Origin of the sequence: Friedmanniella luteola (genome assembly GCF_900105065.1) — a bacterium.
In the GTDB taxonomy this organism is placed as follows: Bacteria; Actinomycetota; Actinomycetes; order Propionibacteriales; family Propionibacteriaceae; genus Microlunatus; species Microlunatus luteolus.
Genome location: NZ_LT629749.1, coordinates 2,488,142 through 2,503,479, shown reverse-complemented (window position 1 = coordinate 2,503,479; position 15,338 = coordinate 2,488,142). Strand labels below are relative to the sequence as shown.

The 15,338-nt window shown below is 74.5% G+C and carries 9 protein-coding genes; 4 read left to right on the top strand and 5 right to left on the bottom strand.

Going from position 1 to position 15,338, the window contains the following annotated elements; all coding sequences use genetic code 11:
- The first annotated feature begins 9 nt into the window (after positions 1-9).
- Positions 10-1,347: an FAD-binding oxidoreductase gene (locus BLT72_RS11770; RefSeq protein WP_091413069.1), complete on the top strand. Its 1,338-nt coding sequence runs from the start codon at positions 10-12 to the stop codon at positions 1,345-1,347.
- Between the two features lie 16 nt (positions 1,348-1,363).
- Here the strand turns inward: BLT72_RS11770 and BLT72_RS11765 are convergent, their stop codons facing one another.
- Positions 1,364-2,323, bottom strand: a complete 960-nt coding sequence (locus BLT72_RS11765) for a helix-turn-helix transcriptional regulator (protein ID WP_091413068.1) — start codon at positions 2,321-2,323, stop codon at positions 1,364-1,366.
- 53 nt (positions 2,324-2,376) lie between these two features.
- Here BLT72_RS11765 and BLT72_RS11760 point away from each other — a divergent pair, with 53 nt between their 5' ends.
- Positions 2,377-3,081, top strand: coding sequence for an alpha/beta fold hydrolase (locus BLT72_RS11760; protein ID WP_091413067.1), 705 nt, complete (start codon positions 2,377-2,379; stop codon positions 3,079-3,081).
- The gene (locus BLT72_RS11755; RefSeq protein WP_091413066.1) at positions 3,078-3,641 is read left to right on the top strand and encodes a GNAT family N-acetyltransferase; all 564 of its coding nucleotides are present in this window, start codon (positions 3,078-3,080) and stop codon (positions 3,639-3,641) included. The genes BLT72_RS11760 and BLT72_RS11755 overlap by 4 nt, the downstream gene beginning before the upstream one ends.
- A 97-nt stretch (positions 3,642-3,738) precedes the next feature.
- Here the strand turns inward: BLT72_RS11755 and glgB are convergent, their stop codons facing one another.
- Genes glgB through BLT72_RS11740 form a run of 3 tightly spaced genes read right to left on the bottom strand, consistent with a single transcriptional unit; the run spans position 3,739 to position 9,671 of the window.
- On the bottom strand, positions 3,739-5,973 hold the full coding sequence (gene glgB / locus BLT72_RS11750; RefSeq protein WP_231929997.1) for a 1,4-alpha-glucan branching protein GlgB: 2,235 nt from the start codon (positions 5,971-5,973) through the stop codon (positions 3,739-3,741).
- Between the two features lie 6 nt (positions 5,974-5,979).
- The gene (locus BLT72_RS11745) at positions 5,980-7,512 is read right to left on the bottom strand and encodes a phosphotransferase (protein ID WP_091413065.1); all 1,533 of its coding nucleotides are present in this window, start codon (positions 7,510-7,512) and stop codon (positions 5,980-5,982) included.
- Positions 7,509-9,671 carry an alpha-1,4-glucan--maltose-1-phosphate maltosyltransferase gene (locus BLT72_RS11740; RefSeq protein WP_091413064.1) on the bottom strand — a complete coding sequence of 721 codons (2,163 nt, stop codon included), beginning with the start codon at positions 9,669-9,671 and terminating at the stop codon, positions 7,509-7,511. The genes BLT72_RS11745 and BLT72_RS11740 overlap by 4 nt, the downstream gene beginning before the upstream one ends.
- A gap of 244 nt (positions 9,672-9,915) precedes the next feature.
- On the opposite strand from BLT72_RS11740, the gene glgP reads away from it, so the two are divergent.
- A complete protein-coding gene (glgP, locus tag BLT72_RS11735) occupies positions 9,916-12,501 on the top strand; it encodes an alpha-glucan family phosphorylase (protein ID WP_091413063.1) in 2,586 nt (861 codons plus the stop codon).
- A gap of 459 nt (positions 12,502-12,960) precedes the next feature.
- Here the strand turns inward: glgP and BLT72_RS11730 are convergent, their stop codons facing one another.
- Complete coding sequence (locus BLT72_RS11730; RefSeq protein WP_091413062.1) at positions 12,961-15,276, bottom strand: glycoside hydrolase family 43 protein; 2,316 nt, start codon at positions 15,274-15,276, stop codon at positions 12,961-12,963.
- Between the last annotated feature and the right edge of the window lie 62 nt (positions 15,277-15,338).

Sequence of the window (15,338 nt, the reverse complement as noted above, 5' to 3'; positions counted from 1 at the left end):
GGGGACCTCATGCGGTGGACCGTGCCGGGCGATGCCGACTACGACGAGCGGCGCGCGCTCTTCAACGCCATGATCGACCGCCGGCCGCGGATGATCGCGTCCTGCGCGGACGCGGCCGACGTCGCGGCGGCGCTCGCACGGGCCCGCGCCGACGGGCTGGCGGTCGCCGTCCGCTCAGGCGGCCACGCCGTCGCCGGGCAGTCGAGCGTCGACGACGGGCTGGTGGTCGACGTCCGGCCGATGCGGTCGGTGACGGTCGACCCGGCCCGGCGCCGAGCCCGGGTCGGGGCCGGCTGCACCTGGGCCGACCTCGACGCCGCCACCCAGGTGCACGGGCTGGCGACGACGGGCGGCCGCGTCTCCACCACCGGCGTCAGCGGGCTCACCCTCGGCGGCGGCTCGGGCTGGCTGGAGCGCCGGCACGGGCTGACGTGCGACAACCTGCTGGCCGTCGAGCTGGTCACCGCGGACGGCCGGCAGGTGCGCGCCGACGAGCACCAGCACCCCGACCTGCTGTGGGCCTGCAAGGGGGGCGGCGGCAACTTCGGCGTCGTCACGTCCCTCGAGCTCGCCCTGCACCCGGTGGGCCCGCTGGTGCTGGGCGGTCTGCTGCTCTGGCCCGTCGACCGGGCGGGCGAGGTGGCCCGGCGCTACCGCGACCTGGCGCCCACGACGCCCCCGGAGCTGGGCTCGGGGCTGGTCCTGCTCACCGGACCGCCGGAGCCGTTCGTCCCCGCCCACCTGCAGGGCCGGCCCCTGGTGGCGCTGGTGCTGGTCTGGTCGGGGGACGAGGGGACCGGCACCGACGTCCTCCGCGCGTTCCGCGCGCTCGAGCCGGAGGTGGACCTGGTGGCGCCGCTGCCCTACACCCAGATGCAGTCGATGCTCGACGACCAGCCGGGACTGCGGCAGTACTGGAGCGGTGAGTACCACCGTGACCTGCCGGACGCGGCGCTGGACGTCTTCCTCGCCGTCGGCGCCGCCCGTCCCTCGCCCCTCACCCAGCACCTGGTGTTCCCGTGGGGTGGGGCGGTCCAGGCCGTGGCCGAGGACGCGACGCCGCTGAGCCGGCGCGACGCGGCCTGGATCACCCACCCGTTCGCCACCTGGGTGGACCCGGCGGACGACGCCGCGAACATCGCGTGGGTGCGCGGGTACCGGGCCGCGATCGCCCCGTGGGCGGCCGGCGGCACCTACCTGAACTTCATCGGGGACGAGGGGGAGCAGCGGATCATCGCCTCCTTCGGTGCGGCCAACCTCCGACGGCTGCGGGAGGTCAAGGCGGCCTACGACCCGGAGAACCTCTTCGCGGGCAACCAGAACATCCGTCCGCTCGTCCCGGCCTGACCGGCGTCCGGGCCGCTCAGGTCAGGGACGCGGTCAGGCGTCGGGCCAGCGCGGCCACCGCGTCGCGCAGCTCGGGCCCGCCCTCGACGGTGCAGGGGTGCGGGACGGCGGCCAGCCACTCGTTGGCGTACATCGCCGGGTTGTCCGTCGTGCCGCTCAGCCGGCAGGACCCGTCGTCCAGCGCTTCGAGGTCGCCCATCGCCGCGCTGACCCACGGGGCGACGTCGGCGAGGGGCGCCGCGAAGCGGACCCGGGTGCGGTAGGCCCGACCGGTGCCGAGGTGCCGCTCCAGCCAGGCGACGGCGTCGAGGTCGGCGGGCGGGGTGCAGCCGGCGTCCAGCACCTCGACGTCGCCCACCCGGTCGACGCGGTAGGTGCGGGGGGCGTCCGGCCCGTGGGCGTGGCCGAGGAGGTACCACAGGCCGCCGCGGACGACGACGGCCCAGGGGTCGACCACGCCGGTGCGGGCCGGGCCGGAGCGCGGTCGGTAGCCGAGCCGCACCTGACGCCGCTCGGCGACCGCCTCGACGAGGCGGCTGGTGGTCGTGGGGTCCGGCCGGACGGCGTGCCGCTCGGGGGCGGTGAGCGCGTGCTCGCGCAGCAGCGCCGCCTGCCGGCCGACGTCCGGCGGCAGGGCGGCGATGATCTTGCCCAGGGCGGCGCCGACCGGCGTGCCCGCGTCGGCGGCGGCGTGCTGGCCGTCGAGGACGGCCATCACCAGACCGAGCGCCTCGGTGCTGCTGAAGACCAGCGGGGGCAGCCGCAGGCCGCGCCCCAGCCGGTAGCCGCCGTACCGCCCGGGGGTGGAGTCGACGCTGATGCCGGCCTCGCGGAGGATCGCGACGTAGCGGCGGGCGGCCCGGTCCGAGACGCCCAGCCGCGCGGCCAGGTCGGCGGAGGTGAGGCCGGGATGGCGCTGCAGCAGCTCCAGCGTCCGCAGCCCCCGGGCCGTGGGGCTGGCCTCGTCGGCGGTCATGTCGTCAGTCAACCAGGACGCCGATCGTCCGCAACAGGTCCTACGGTCACACCATGACTCCTGCACGCGACTTCATCCTCGTCGCCGGTCTCTGGCTGACCGGCGAGGCCTGGGCCCCCGTGAGCGCCGAGCTCACCCGGCTGGGCCACCGCGTCGTCGTCCCCGCGCTGCCCGGGGCCGACGACGCCGACCCGACCGCCACGCTGGACGACCAGCTGGCCGCGGTCCTGGCCGCCGTGGACGCCGCGGACCTCCCCGTCGTGGTGGGCCACTCCGCGGCCAGCACGCTGGCGTGGCTGGCGGCGGACCGGCGGCCGTCGGCCGTCGCCCGGGTCGTCATGATCGGGGGCTTCCCCAGCGCCGACGGCGACCCGTACGCCGACTTCTTCCCCGTCGCCGACGGCCAGATGCCCTTCCCGGGCTGGGAGCCGTTCGAGGGAGCCGACGCCCGCGACCTCGACGCGGCGGCCCGCCGCCGGTTCGTCGAGGCGGCCGTGCCCGTCCCGGCGGGCGTCGCGCAGGCCGCGGTGCGGCTCGGCGACGAGCGCCGCCTGGCGGTGCCCGTCACCCTGGTGTGCCCGGAGTTCAGCCCGGACGAGGCCCGGGCCTGGCTGGCGGAGGGCGAGCTCCCCGAGCTGGCGCGGGTGGCCGACCTCTCCCTCGTCGACGTCGACTCCGGCCACTGGCCGATGCTCACGCGACCGGAGGAGCTGGCCCGGCTCCTCGACGCCCTGCCGGTGCCGAGCGTGACGCGGTGACCTCCACGGTGCGGCCCCTCGACGCGGCCACCTGGGACGCCTTCGCCGACCTGGTGGAGCGCAACAACGGCATCTTCGGCGGCTGCTGGTGCATCGGGTTCCACCCGCGGCCGGAGCCCGGGCTGGGGCACCGCGAGGCCAAGCACCAGCGCGTGCTCGCCGGGACCGCGCACGCCGCGCTGGTCCTGGACGCCGACGGCCAGGCCCAGGGCTGGGCGCAGTTCGGCGACCCGGACGAGCTCCCGGGCATCAAGCACCGCCGGGAGTACGTCAAGGACGCCCCGCCCCGGCCGGACTGGCGCATCACCTGTGTCTTCGTCGACCGCCGGCACCGCGGGCAGGGCGTGGCGCGGGCCGCGGTCGAGGGCGCCCTGGAGCTGATCGGCCAGGCGGGCGGCGGGCTGGTCGAGGCGATCTCGGAGGTGACGGCCGACCGTGAGGCCCAGGGCCGCTTCCTGTTCAGCGGGACCGTCGAGCTGTTCGAGGACCTCGGCTTCACCCGCGGCCGGCAGGTGGGCAAGCACGCCTTCGTGGTCAGCCGGGTGGTCGACCCGGCCTGAGCCCGGGACGACCTGCTGGGCGGGGCCGCCCGGTCGTGGGTGCTGAGGAACCGGCAGCTCGGAGGGCCCCGAGCTGTGGTTCCTCAGCACTCACCGGTCAGGACGGTCGACGGCCGCCGCGACGCCAGGGGGTCCGCCGGGCCGGGGCCGCTTCGGCCGGGGTCTCGGCCGCCGAGCTGGGCGGGGGGACGGCAGCCTTGTTCTTGGCGTCCGGGCGGGCCGCCGACGCGGTCCCGGCGGTGGCCGTCGGCTGTGCTGGCCTGCTGTCCGTCCCGGCCGGCCGCGCGCGGTCCGGCGCAGCGGAGGCGTCGTCGACCTCGGGGGCCGCCGGCGGTGCGGCGCTGCGCACCTCCCGACGGGGCGAGGCCTGCTTGGCCGCCGCGCGGACGCCCGCCGAGAGCTCCGCGGCGTCGCCGGCGGTCTCGTCGTCGGTGACCGGGAGCAGGCGGAACCAGACGGAGCCGAGCGGCGGGATGGTCACCGTGGCCGACGCCGGGTAGCCGTGCGAGGGCACCGGCCCGGCGACGACGCGGCCCAGGTTGCCGAACTCGCCCGTGCCGTCGTAGACCTCCGCGTCGGTGTTGAGGATCTCCTCCCAGACGCCCTCCACCGGGAGCCCGATCCGGTAGTCGGTCCGCGGTTCGGCGGCGAAGTTGGACAGGCAGGCCACCATCTGGCCCTCGCCGTCGTAGCGGAGGAACGAGAAGACGTTGCCGCCCCGGTCGTCCGCGCTGATCCAGGAGAACCCCGCCGGGTCGGTGTCCAGCGCGTGCAGGGCCGGGTGGGTCCGCTGGATCGCGTTCATGTCCTTGATCAGCCGCTGCACCCCGCGGTGGCCGGAGGCGGCGCTCTGCTCCCAGTCGAGGCTGCGCTGCTCGGAGAACTCGCGCCGCTGGCCGAACTCGGTGCCCATGAAGAGCAGCTGCTTGCCCGGGTGGGACCACATGAAGGAGTAGAAGGCCCGCAGGGTGCCGAACTTGCGCCACTCGTCCTCGGGCGCGCGCTCGAACATCGAGCCCTTGCCGTGCACGACCTCGTCGTGGCTGATCGGCAGGATGTAGTTCTCCGAGTAGGCGTAGGCCATGGCGAACGTCATCTCGTGGTGGTGGTACTGCCGGTAGACCGGCTCCCGGCCGAGGTAGCGCAGGGAGTCGTTCATCCAGCCCATGTTCCACTTGAAGCCGAAGCCGAGCCCGCCGGCGTCGACGGCCCGCGTGACACCCGGCCACGACGTGGACTCCTCGGCGATCATCATGATCCCGGGCTTGCGGGCGTAGTTGTGCTGGTTCACCCGCTGCAGCAGCGCGACGGCCTCGAGGTTCTCGTTGCCGCCGAACTTGTTGGGGATCCACTGCCCCTCGTCGCGGGAGTAGTCGAGGTAGAGCATCGAGGCGACGGCGTCGATCCGCAGGCCGTCGATGTGGAACTCCTCCAGCCAGTAGTAGGCGTTGGAGATGAGGAAGCTCTGCACCTCGTTGCGGCCGAAGTTGAAGATGTAGGAGCCCCAGTCCGGGTGCCAGCCGAGCTTGGGGTCCTCGTGCTCGTAGAGCGCCGTGCCGTCGAAGCGCTGCAGGGCCCACGGGTCGGTGGCGAAGTGGCCGGGCACCCAGTCGACGATGACGCCGACGCCGGCGCGGTGCAGGCTGTCGACGAGGAAGCGGAACTCGTCGGGGGAGCCGAAGCGGGAGACCGGCGCGAAGTAGCCGGTGACGTGGTAGCCCCAGGAGCCCTCGTAGGGGTGCTCGGCGACCGGCATCAGCTCCACGTGGGTGTAGCCCTGCCAGGTCACGTACTCGACCAGCTGCTCGGCGAGCTCGACGTAGGTCAGGCCGCGCCGCCACGAGCCGAGGTGCACCTCGTAGATGCTGATCGGCTCGGTGTGCTGGGTCTTCTGCCCGCGGTACCAGAGCCAGTCGTCGTCGCCCCACTGGTACTGGCTCTCGTAGACGATGGACGCGGTGTGCGGGGCGGCCTCGCAGAACCGGGCCATCGGGTCGGCCTTCAGCCGCCACACGCCGTCGCTGCCGAGCACCTCGAACTTGTAGAGCGCGCCCGTCCCGACGCCCTCGACGAACAGCGCCCACACCCCGGAACCCGGGACGAGGTGCATCTGGCCGGAATCGCCGTTCCAGCCGTTGAAGTCCCCGACCAGCCGCACGGTCTGGGCGTTGGGTGCCCAGACGGAGAAGCGGGTGCCGCGGAGCTCGCCCCGCTCGGAGTCCTGCACCGAGGCCTCGACCGCACCGAGCCGCCGCCAGCACTCCGTGTCGTGACCGCCGTGGAAGCCGCTGAGGAGCTCCCCGGTCAGTCCTGCGCTGAGATCGAACGCCATCAGGTGCTACTCCTTCGTGTCGGCCGGGCGCTGCGCGCCCTGGTCCGTCGGGGCGGCGGTGGCCGCCCGGTGCTGGGGGGTGGGGTCGTGGGGGACCGCGCCGGTCAGGGCGGCCAGGGCGCCGAGCGGGATCGCCACCCACTCGGGTCGGTTGCGGACCTCGTAGACCACCTCGTAGACGGCCTTGTCCGCCTCGTAGGCACGGAGGGTGCCGGCGTCGGCCGGGTCGAGCGGTCCGCCCGCGTAGCCGTCGAGGAACGCCTCGCGGCACGCCGTCGCCCACGCGCGGCTGCCCGGGCCGGGGACGCTGGCCTCGGCGTAGCCGAACGAGCGCAGCATGCCGGCGATGTCGCGCCAGACGCTGTCGGGGGCGGCCCGCTCGGCGAGGGTCTTCACCGGCTCGCCCTCGAAGTCGATGATCTTCCAGCCGCCGGGGGTGTGCAGGGTCTGCCCGAGGTGGAAGTCCCCGTGCACCCGCTGCACGTCGAGGTCCCGCTCCGCGAGGGCGTCGAAGACGGCCGCCAGGCCGGCGCGGTGCTCGTCCAGCGCGGGGGCGACGGCCCGGGCCGCCGCCAGCCGACCGGCCATCACCGCCGCGACCTCGGCCCCCGGCCGGCGGTCGGTGGGGAAGGCCTGCCGCAGCGCCGCGTGCGTCTCGGCCAGCGCCCGGCCCAGCGCGCGGGACTCCCCGGTGAAGTCGGAGCCCGCCTGCAGCGCGTGCAGGGCGAGGTCCCAGCCGTCCGTGGCGTCGGCCAGCTTCTCGACGACCATGGCGAGGTCGGCGCTGACCGTGGTCGACGCGCCGGCCGGGTCGGTCGTCGTCCAGGTGGCCTCGGCCCAGCCGAAGAGCCGGGCGACGTCGCTCATCGCGGTCCGCGACAGCGCGTCGTGCACCTCGATGTCGAGGTTGCGGCCCAGCTCCAGCCGGCGGAACAGCTTGAGCATGGCGACGTCGCCGAACATCACCGAGGTGTTGCTCTGCTGGCCCCGGAAGACCGACGGCTCCAGGTCGGGGCTGAGGCCCTCGGCGGCGCTGAGGTGGAAGGCGACCTCGGCGTCGTCGCCGCCCACCCGGCGCTCGGCGAGCAGGGCGCGGAGCAGGACGGCGGCCGCCGTCGGGTCCTGGGTGGCGTCGTAGGCGACGACCGGGCCGAGGTCGGCGTCGGTCCAGCGGCCGATCTCCGCGGCCTGCAGCTCGCCGTGCGGCGCCGGCCGGTAGGCGACCGCCAGCTGGTAGAGCTCCCGCGGGCCTCCCTCGAGCGGCCCGTCGGGGGTGGTGACCTCCGGCGTGCCGTCGTCGGCGGGACCGGCGTCGGGCGCGGCCGCGTCGTCGGCGGGGGCGTCGAGGTAGGCGACCTCGACCACCTCCTGCCGGACGGCCGGGCCGCCGCCGTCGAAGAAGGCGGGCAGGTCGGTGAGCCACGGCAGTGGTGTGAGCGACACGACGGCGGCGCGACGGCCCTTGCCGCCGAACCAGCGGGCCCCGCTGACGTGCCGCAGGAGCTGCTCGGCGACGTCGGGGGTCAGGGTGGCGCTCACCGGCCCGTGGTGGTGGCGGCGGGGGCCGGGCCGTCGGCGCTCGGCTCGGGGTCCGGGCCCACCTCGGCGGCCTCGGTGACCGGCGTCGCCAGCTGGCGGCGCCCGGGCTGGACGATGCTCAGCACGTGGGCCGGGTCGTCGACGGTCAGCCGGACGTAGGCGCGCTGCCCCCAGCGCCAGGTCTGCCCGGTCAGCTCCTCGTGGACCAGGAAGACGTCGGCCGGGTCGAGCCCCAGCGCCTCCATGTCGAGGTACACCTCCGACTCCACCGTGTTGAGCGGGTCGAGGTTCACCACCGTCAGCACCACGTCGTCCCCGGACCGCTTGGAGTAGACGATGACGCTGTCGTGCGGCGCGTGGTGGAAGTGCAGGTTGCGCAGCTGCTGCAGCGACGGGTGCTCGCGGCGGATGGCGTTCAGCGTGCCGAGCAGCAGGTTGAGGTTCTCCCCGCTCTCCTCGGCCGCCTGCCAGTCGCGGGGCCGGTACTGGAACTTCTCCGAGTCGAGGTACTCCTCGCGGCCCGGGGCCAGCACGGCGTTCTCGAACAGCTCGAAGCCCGAGTAGACGCCCCACGTGGGTGAGGTCGTCGCGGCCAGCACGGCGCGGATGGTGAACGCCGTCCTGCCGCCCCACTGCAGGAACGTGGGCAGGATGTCGGGGGTGTTGACGAAGAAGTTGGGCCGGAAGAAGCTGTCGGACTCGGTGGTCAGCTCGCTGAGGTACTCCTCCAGCTCCCACTTCTCGTTGCGCCAGGTGAAGTAGGTGTAGCCCTGGTGGAAGCCGGCCTTGCCGAGGGCGTGCATCATCGCCGGCTTGGTGAAGGCCTCGGCCAGGAAGAGCACGTCGGGGTCGGTCCGGCGGATCTCCGCCGTCAGCCAGGCCCAGAAGTCGACGGGCTTGGTGTGCGGGTTGTCGACGCGGAAGATCCGGACGCCGTGGCTCATCCAGAGCTTGAGGATGCGCAGGCTCTCCAGGTAGATGCCGTCCCGGTCCCGGTCGAAGTTGATCGGGTAGATGTCCTGGTACTTCTTCGGCGGGTTCTCGGCGTAGGCGATCGACCCGTCCGCCCGCTGCGAGAACCACTCCGGGTGGTCGGTCACCCACGGGTGGTCGGGCGAGGCCTGCAGCGCGAAGTCCATCGCGATCTCCAGCCCCAGCGACTTCGCCTTGGCGACGAAGCGGTCGAAGGCGTCGAAGTCGCCGAGGTCGGGGTGGATCGCGTCGTGGCCGCCCTCGACGTTCCCGATCGCCCACGGTGAGCCGGGGTCGGCCGGCCCCGGGGTCAGGGTGTTGTTCGGGCCCTTGCGGAAGCTGGTGCCGATCGGGTGGACCGGCGGCAGGTAGACGACGTCGAAGCCCATCGCCGCGGCGGCCTCGAGGCGCTCGTGGGAGCTGTCGAACGTGCCCGAGACCCAGCGGCCGGTCTCGGGGTCGAGGCGGGCGCCCTGGGAGCGGGGGAAGAACTCGTACCAGGAGGCGTAGAGCGCGGCCCGGCGGTCGACGAAGACGGGGTAGTCGGGGCTGGGGGAGACCAGCTCGCGGGGTCCGTGCGCGGCCATGGCGGCGCGGACGTCGTCGGCCAGCACGTCCTCGAGCCGGTCCTCCACCTGCTGCTCGGAGTCGAGCGCGGTGCCCGCGTCGCGGAGCAGGGTGGCGGCCGCAGCGTCACCGGAGGCCTCCGCGCGCTCGGCGGCGGCGGCGAACAGGGCCTTGCCCTCGGTGCAGACCAGGGCCACGTCGATGCCGGCAGGGATCTTGATCTCGGCGGTGTGCACCCAGGTCTCCCACGGGTCGTCCCAGCCCTCGACGCGGAAGGTCCACGCGCCCTCGGTCTCCAGGACCACCTCGGCGGCCCACCAGTCGAAGCCGGCCGGCGTGCTCGGGTGCATGGGGACGACGGACACGTGGCCCTCGGGGTCGGTGAGCACGACCGAGGCGCCGACGGCGTCGTGGCCCTCGCGGAAGACGGTCGCACGAATCGCGAAGGCCTCGCCGACGCTCGCCTTGGCGGGGTAGGCGCCGCCCTCGATCACCGGGGACACCTTGGTCACCGGGATGCGGCCGAAGGCGGTGCCGCGCTCGGGCGGGGTGACGACGACGGCGGGCGGCTGGCGGTCGGCGGCGGACGGGACGCTGGATCCAGGGCTGGCTGCGGTCACGGGGCCAACCTATCGGTACCGGTCCTCCCCGGCTGATCTGGTGCGGACGGGCGCCGGGGGGCCCGCTCCGGGCCGCGGATGGTCGCGGAGCCCGTGCCCGACCCGGCCGTCGTCGGTGGGGCCGGCGACGGCGCCGCACGTCGACCGCACGCGGCCCGACGTCGTCGGTCGGGCGCGCGGGGGCCCGGCTGAGCCGCCGCGCGGGTCGTCCCCACGGAGGCGTCGGCGCCGCTAGGGTGCCTGCGTGCGCGCCATCCGTCGATTCACCGTCCGTCCCGTCCTGCCCGAGGTCCTGAAGCCCCTGGGCGACCTGGCCCGCAACCTGCGCTGGTCCTGGCACGCGGACACCGAGGACCTCTTCCGCTCGGTCGACCCCGAGCTGTGGGCCTCGAGCGGGGGCGACCCGATCCGGCTGCTCGCCGACGTGCCCGCGGAGCGGCTGCAGACCCTCTCGGGCGACAAGAAGTTCCTCAAGAACCTCCGGGGCGTCCAGGCCGACCTGGCGGACTACCTGAGCGGCGACCTCTGGTACCAGGGCTGGGCCGCCGAGCACCCGGCGGCGCCGCGCGGCATCGGCTACTTCTCCCCGGAGTTCGGCATCACCGAGGTGCTCCCGCAGTACTCCGGAGGCCTCGGGATCCTCGCCGGCGACCACCTCAAGACCGCGTCCGACCTCGGCGTGCCGATCATCGGCGTCGGGCTGCTCTACCGGCAGGGCTACTTCCGCCAGTCGCTCAACGCGGCCGGCTGGCAGCAGGAGCGCTACCCGCTGCTCGACCCCAACGCGCTGCCGGTGACCCTGCTGCACGACGCCGACGGGCCCGTCCGGATCGAGGTCCCGCTGGGCGGCCGCACCCTGCACGCGCAGGTCTGGCTGGCCCAGGTGGGCCGGGTGCCGCTGCTGCTGCTGGACTCCGACGTCGAGGCCAACGCCGGCCCCGAGCGCGAGACGACCGACCGGCTCTACGGCGGCGGGACCGACCACCGGCTGGCGCAGGAGGTGCTGCTGGGGATCGGCGGCGTCCGCGCCATCCGCGCCTACTGCCGGGTCACCGGGGCGCCCGCGCCCGAGGTGTTCCACACCAACGAGGGCCACGCCGGCTTCCTCGGCGTGGAGCGCATCCGGGAGTACATGAACGACGGGCTCGACTTCGACACCGCGCTGGAGCGCTGCCGCGCCGGCACGGTGTTCACCACCCACACCCCCGTCCCCGCCGGCATCGACCGCTTCCCGCACGCGCTGGTCGTCGACCAGTTCGCCAGCTTCGACGCCGTCCCGCTGGACCGGGTGCTCGCCCTCGGCAGCGAGGACTACGAGGGCGGTGACCCGGGCATGTTCAACATGGCGGTGATGGGCTTCCGGCTGGGGCAGCGCGCCAACGGCGTCTCGGTGCTGCACGGCGAGGTGTCGCGCGGCATGTTCCAGGGGTTGTGGAGCGCGTTCGACACCACCGAGGTGCCGATCGGCTCCATCACCAACGGCGTGCACCACTACTCGTGGGTGCACCCGCGGCTGCTCGAGCTGCTCGAGGCGCCGTCGGGCAGCACGTCACCCAGCGTCGTCGACGGCTACGACTGGAACCGGCTCGCCGCGGTGCCCAGCCGGACCATCTGGTCGCTCAAGCGGACCATGCGCGAGGAGCTGGTGGCGATGACCCGCACCCGGCTGACCGAGAGCAGCCTGGGCCGCGGCCTCGGCGCCGAGTGGGTCGACGAGGTGCTCGACCCCGACGTCGTCACCTTCGGCTTCGCCCGCCGCGTCCCCTCCTACAAGCGGCTGACCCTGATGCTCCGCGAGCCGGAGCGGCTCAAGGCGCTGCTCACCGACCCGGACCGGCCGATCCAGATCGTCATCGCCGGCAAGTCCCACCCCGCCGACGAGGGCGGCAAGGCGCTGATCCAGCAGATGGTGCAGTTCGCCGACGACCCGGCGGTCCGCCACCGGATCGTCTTCCTGCCGGACTACGACATCTCGATGGCCAAGCCGCTCTACCCCGGCTGCGACGTCTGGATGAACAACCCGCTGCGCCCGTACGAGGCGTGCGGCACCTCCGGCATGAAGGCCGCGCTGAACGGCGCGGCCAACCTCTCCATCCGCGACGGCTGGTGGGACGAGTGGTACGACCCGGCCTTCGGCTGGGAGATCCCCTCGGCGGAGGGCGTCGACGACCCCGACCAGCGCGACGACCTGGAGGCCCGCGCCCTCTACGACATCATCGAGAACGAGATCGTCCCGCGCTTCTACGACGTGGACGGCGACGGCATCCCCGAGCGGTGGGTCCAGATGATCCGCGACACGGTCGCCGGGCTGGGCCCGAAGGTGCTCGCCTCGCGGATGGTGCGCGACTACGTCACCCAGCTGTACGGCCCCGCGGCGGCGTCCACGCACGCGGTCGAGTCCTCCGACGGCGGGGCCGAGGCCCTGGCGCAGTGGAAGCGCCGGGTCCGCGGTGCCTGGGAGGGCGTCAAGGTCGACCACGTCGAGAGCCTCGACGGCGACCAGCTCGAGGTGGGCGCCAAGCTGCACGTCAGCGCCCTGGTCCGGCTGGGCGAGCTGAGCCCGAACGACATCGAGGTGCAGCTGGTCACCGGCCGGCTGGACACCGACGACCAGCTGCGCGAGCCGCGCGTCAACCCGTTCCCGACCGGCACCGACATGGGTGACGGCCTGCGCCGCTACGAGGGCTGGGTCGAGGCCAAGCGCTCGGGGGCCATCGGCTACACCGTCCGGGTCGTGCCGCACCACCCGCAGCTGGCCAACCAGGCCGAGATGGGCCTGGCGACCCTCCCGGCCGACTCGCCGACGCCGCCCTCGGCGATCTCGGCGTAGCTGCCCGTCGGCCCCCTGCGGACGCGGAGGCGGGGGGGCGAGACGGACCGCGGGCGCGAGCGACCGTGGGCGCAAGCCGACCGCGGGCGCGACCGGACCGCGGGCGCGACCGGACGGCGGGCGCTGGCGCTGGCGCGGGAGCCGCGCCCCCCGCGCCCCCGGGCCCTCCCTGGTCCCCCACTTCACACCCCGCCGGCACACTTCACACCCCGTGCACGGGGTGTGAAGTCGACCGCAGGGGTGTGAAGTGGGGGACGGACGGGTGCGGCAGGGTGCCCACGGCGACCGCCGGCCCACGGCCGACGTCGGCACGATCCGTTCGCGCCGGGCCGGCCCACGGATCGTGGTGACGCACGCACCGCGCCGGCCCGGCCCACGGACCGCGCTCCTGCGGCGACGAGGTCGCCGGAGGGCCGAGCGCGGTCCGCGTCCGAGCGGAGCGAGGGCGGGCCGCCCGGCTCAGCGCAGCCGGTAGAAGCGCAGGTAGCTGAAGGCTGCCGTCACCGCCGGCGTGTCGCCGCCGTGGGCGACGAGGCCGATCTTCGGGCTGGTGCCCGCGGGGAAGGTCCAGACCGCGCCCCAGGTCCAGCTCGTGCCGTCCCGGCTGGTCGCCGCCCGGTACAGGTGCTCCCCGGCGGCGTTGCGGGTGTGGGCCAGCCGCAGCCACATCTCGGCGTCAGGGGTGCCGATGATCGCCCCGCCGTAGCTGGTGTCGCCCTTCGAGGTGGCCACCAGCTCGCGGCCGAACTCGACCTGCCGGGTGTTCCAGATCGCGACCGAGGTGAGCCGGGCGAAGTCGTCGTCACCGCGGTACGCGACCAGGCCCGCCTGCTGGAAGTTGCGGACCGTCTCCTCCCCGAGGTCGAGGGCGAGCTTGGTCTCCGCGATCCAGGAGCCCTCGGGGGTGCGCTCGCTGAGCAGCACGCCCGCGGTCCCGCCGGGTCCGGTGAGGTCGGCGGTCTGCAGCGGCCAGCGGAGCTGCCCGCCCGTGACGGTGGCGTCCGGGTCACGACGGACCCAGGTCCAGTCGTCCGCGTCGAGCGGACGGTCGAAGGGCTCGGCGTGGATCAGCGCCCCGGGCCGGGGCACCGCGACCAGGCGGTCCTTCTCGACGGCGAGCCGGCGGAGGGACACGTTGTCGACCGCGGCCTCGGCGCTGGTCAGCCGCAGCGGCGCGGCGCGGAGCCGCAGGTCCGCGTCGGTGAGCCGCACCTCGGCGAACGGGTCGCCCAGGTCGTCCTCGCTGAGCTGCGCCAGCACCCGGCCGCGGTCCACCTCGACCACCAGGGTGTGCCAGCGCCCCCCGTCGAGCGCGACGGCGTCGGTGCGCGTGATGACGGAGCGACCGGCGCCGGAGCGGACGGTCAGCCGCCCACCCTCCGGGTCGACCCGGACGCGGACCTGGTCCTGGCCGCGGCCCAGCTGGACCTGCAGCGGCTCGTCGCCCAGCACGTCGAGCCGGAGCCGGATCGACGTCCCCGCCACGTCCCGGGTGGTGCGGGCGGTGCCGCGGACCAGGGCGGTGGCGCCGGCCTGGGGGTCGCGCGGACCCGGGCGCAGGCCCCGGAAGCCGGTCGCCGCGGGGTCGGCGGGCCGCAGGCCGAGGTCGCTCCCGGTGACGGGGGCGGGCTGCGGGCTGTCGCTGGGCCCGGCGCCGGCGCGCGTCCGCGGCCAGCCGTCGACCCAGTCGATCCGGTCCATGAGCATGGGCCGGCGGTTGATGCCGAAGGGCTCGGTCAGCCACGGCTTGTCCCGGTCGAGCGCGTGGTAGACGACGAAGTCGCGTCCGGCGTGGTCGGTCGCGATGGCGTGGTGGCCGGCCCCGATCCAGCGGTTGCCGTTCTGCGTCACCAGGATGGTGCCGCCGGCCCGGGAGGCGGTGAGGCCGATCCCGTCGGCGTCGACGAACGGGCCCATCGGCGAGCGGGAGCGGCCGGAGAAGACCGAGTAGCCCGTGGTCGGCCCGGCGCAGCAGTTGGCCGAGGAGGCCATCAGGTAGTACCAGCCGCCGTGCCGGACGACGTAGCTGCCCTCGAACTTGTTGTCGATGGCGACCAGCTCCGGTTCCCCGACGGCGGTCAGGCCGTCCTCGCTCACGCGGCTGGCCCACACGCCGCCGAAGTAGCTGCCGTAGTAGAGGTAGCGCTGGCCGTCGACGTCGGTGAAGCCGCTGGGGTCGAAGGTCCAGAAGAAGCCGCCGCCGGGCGCGGCCCGCGGGGCGACCACCGGGGCGGCGCCCGGCGTCCAGGGACCGGTCGGCGACGGCGAGGTGGCGACGCCGATCGCGGAGTCGTCGCCGGGGTTCAGGGTGGTGTCGGTGACGGTGTAGTACAGGACGTAGCGGCCGTCGACGTAGCGGATGTCGGGAGCCCAGAGCCCGGACGTCTCGGTGGCCCAGCTCGGCCGGTTGGTCTCGTCGAAGACCGTTCCCTGGTACTGCCAGCTCACGAAGTCCCGGGTCCGGGCGATGTGCATGATGCCCGGCTCGTCGCCCGCGCGCAGCGGGTCGGCGGTCGAGTAGGCGTACCACCAGCCGTCCTTGGCCTCGATGATCGAGGGGTCGGCGAAGGTGTCCGCGAAGGAGCGGCTCACCGGGTTCTGGTAGGTGGCCGTCGACGGCCCGGCGGCGGCGCCGGGAGCGGCGACCAGGCCCAACCCGGTCAGCGCGGACGCGAGCAGGGCGACCCCGCGGAGGCGACGCCGGCGGCGGCGGAGCGCGTCGGGGGCGCGGGTCGGGGCGGGACGGGCGGGGACCTGCTGGTCCTGAACGGTCATGGCGACTTCCTTGTCGGTCCTGCACGGTGCGGTCCTGCGGCCCCCAGGGTCGGCCCGGGCCG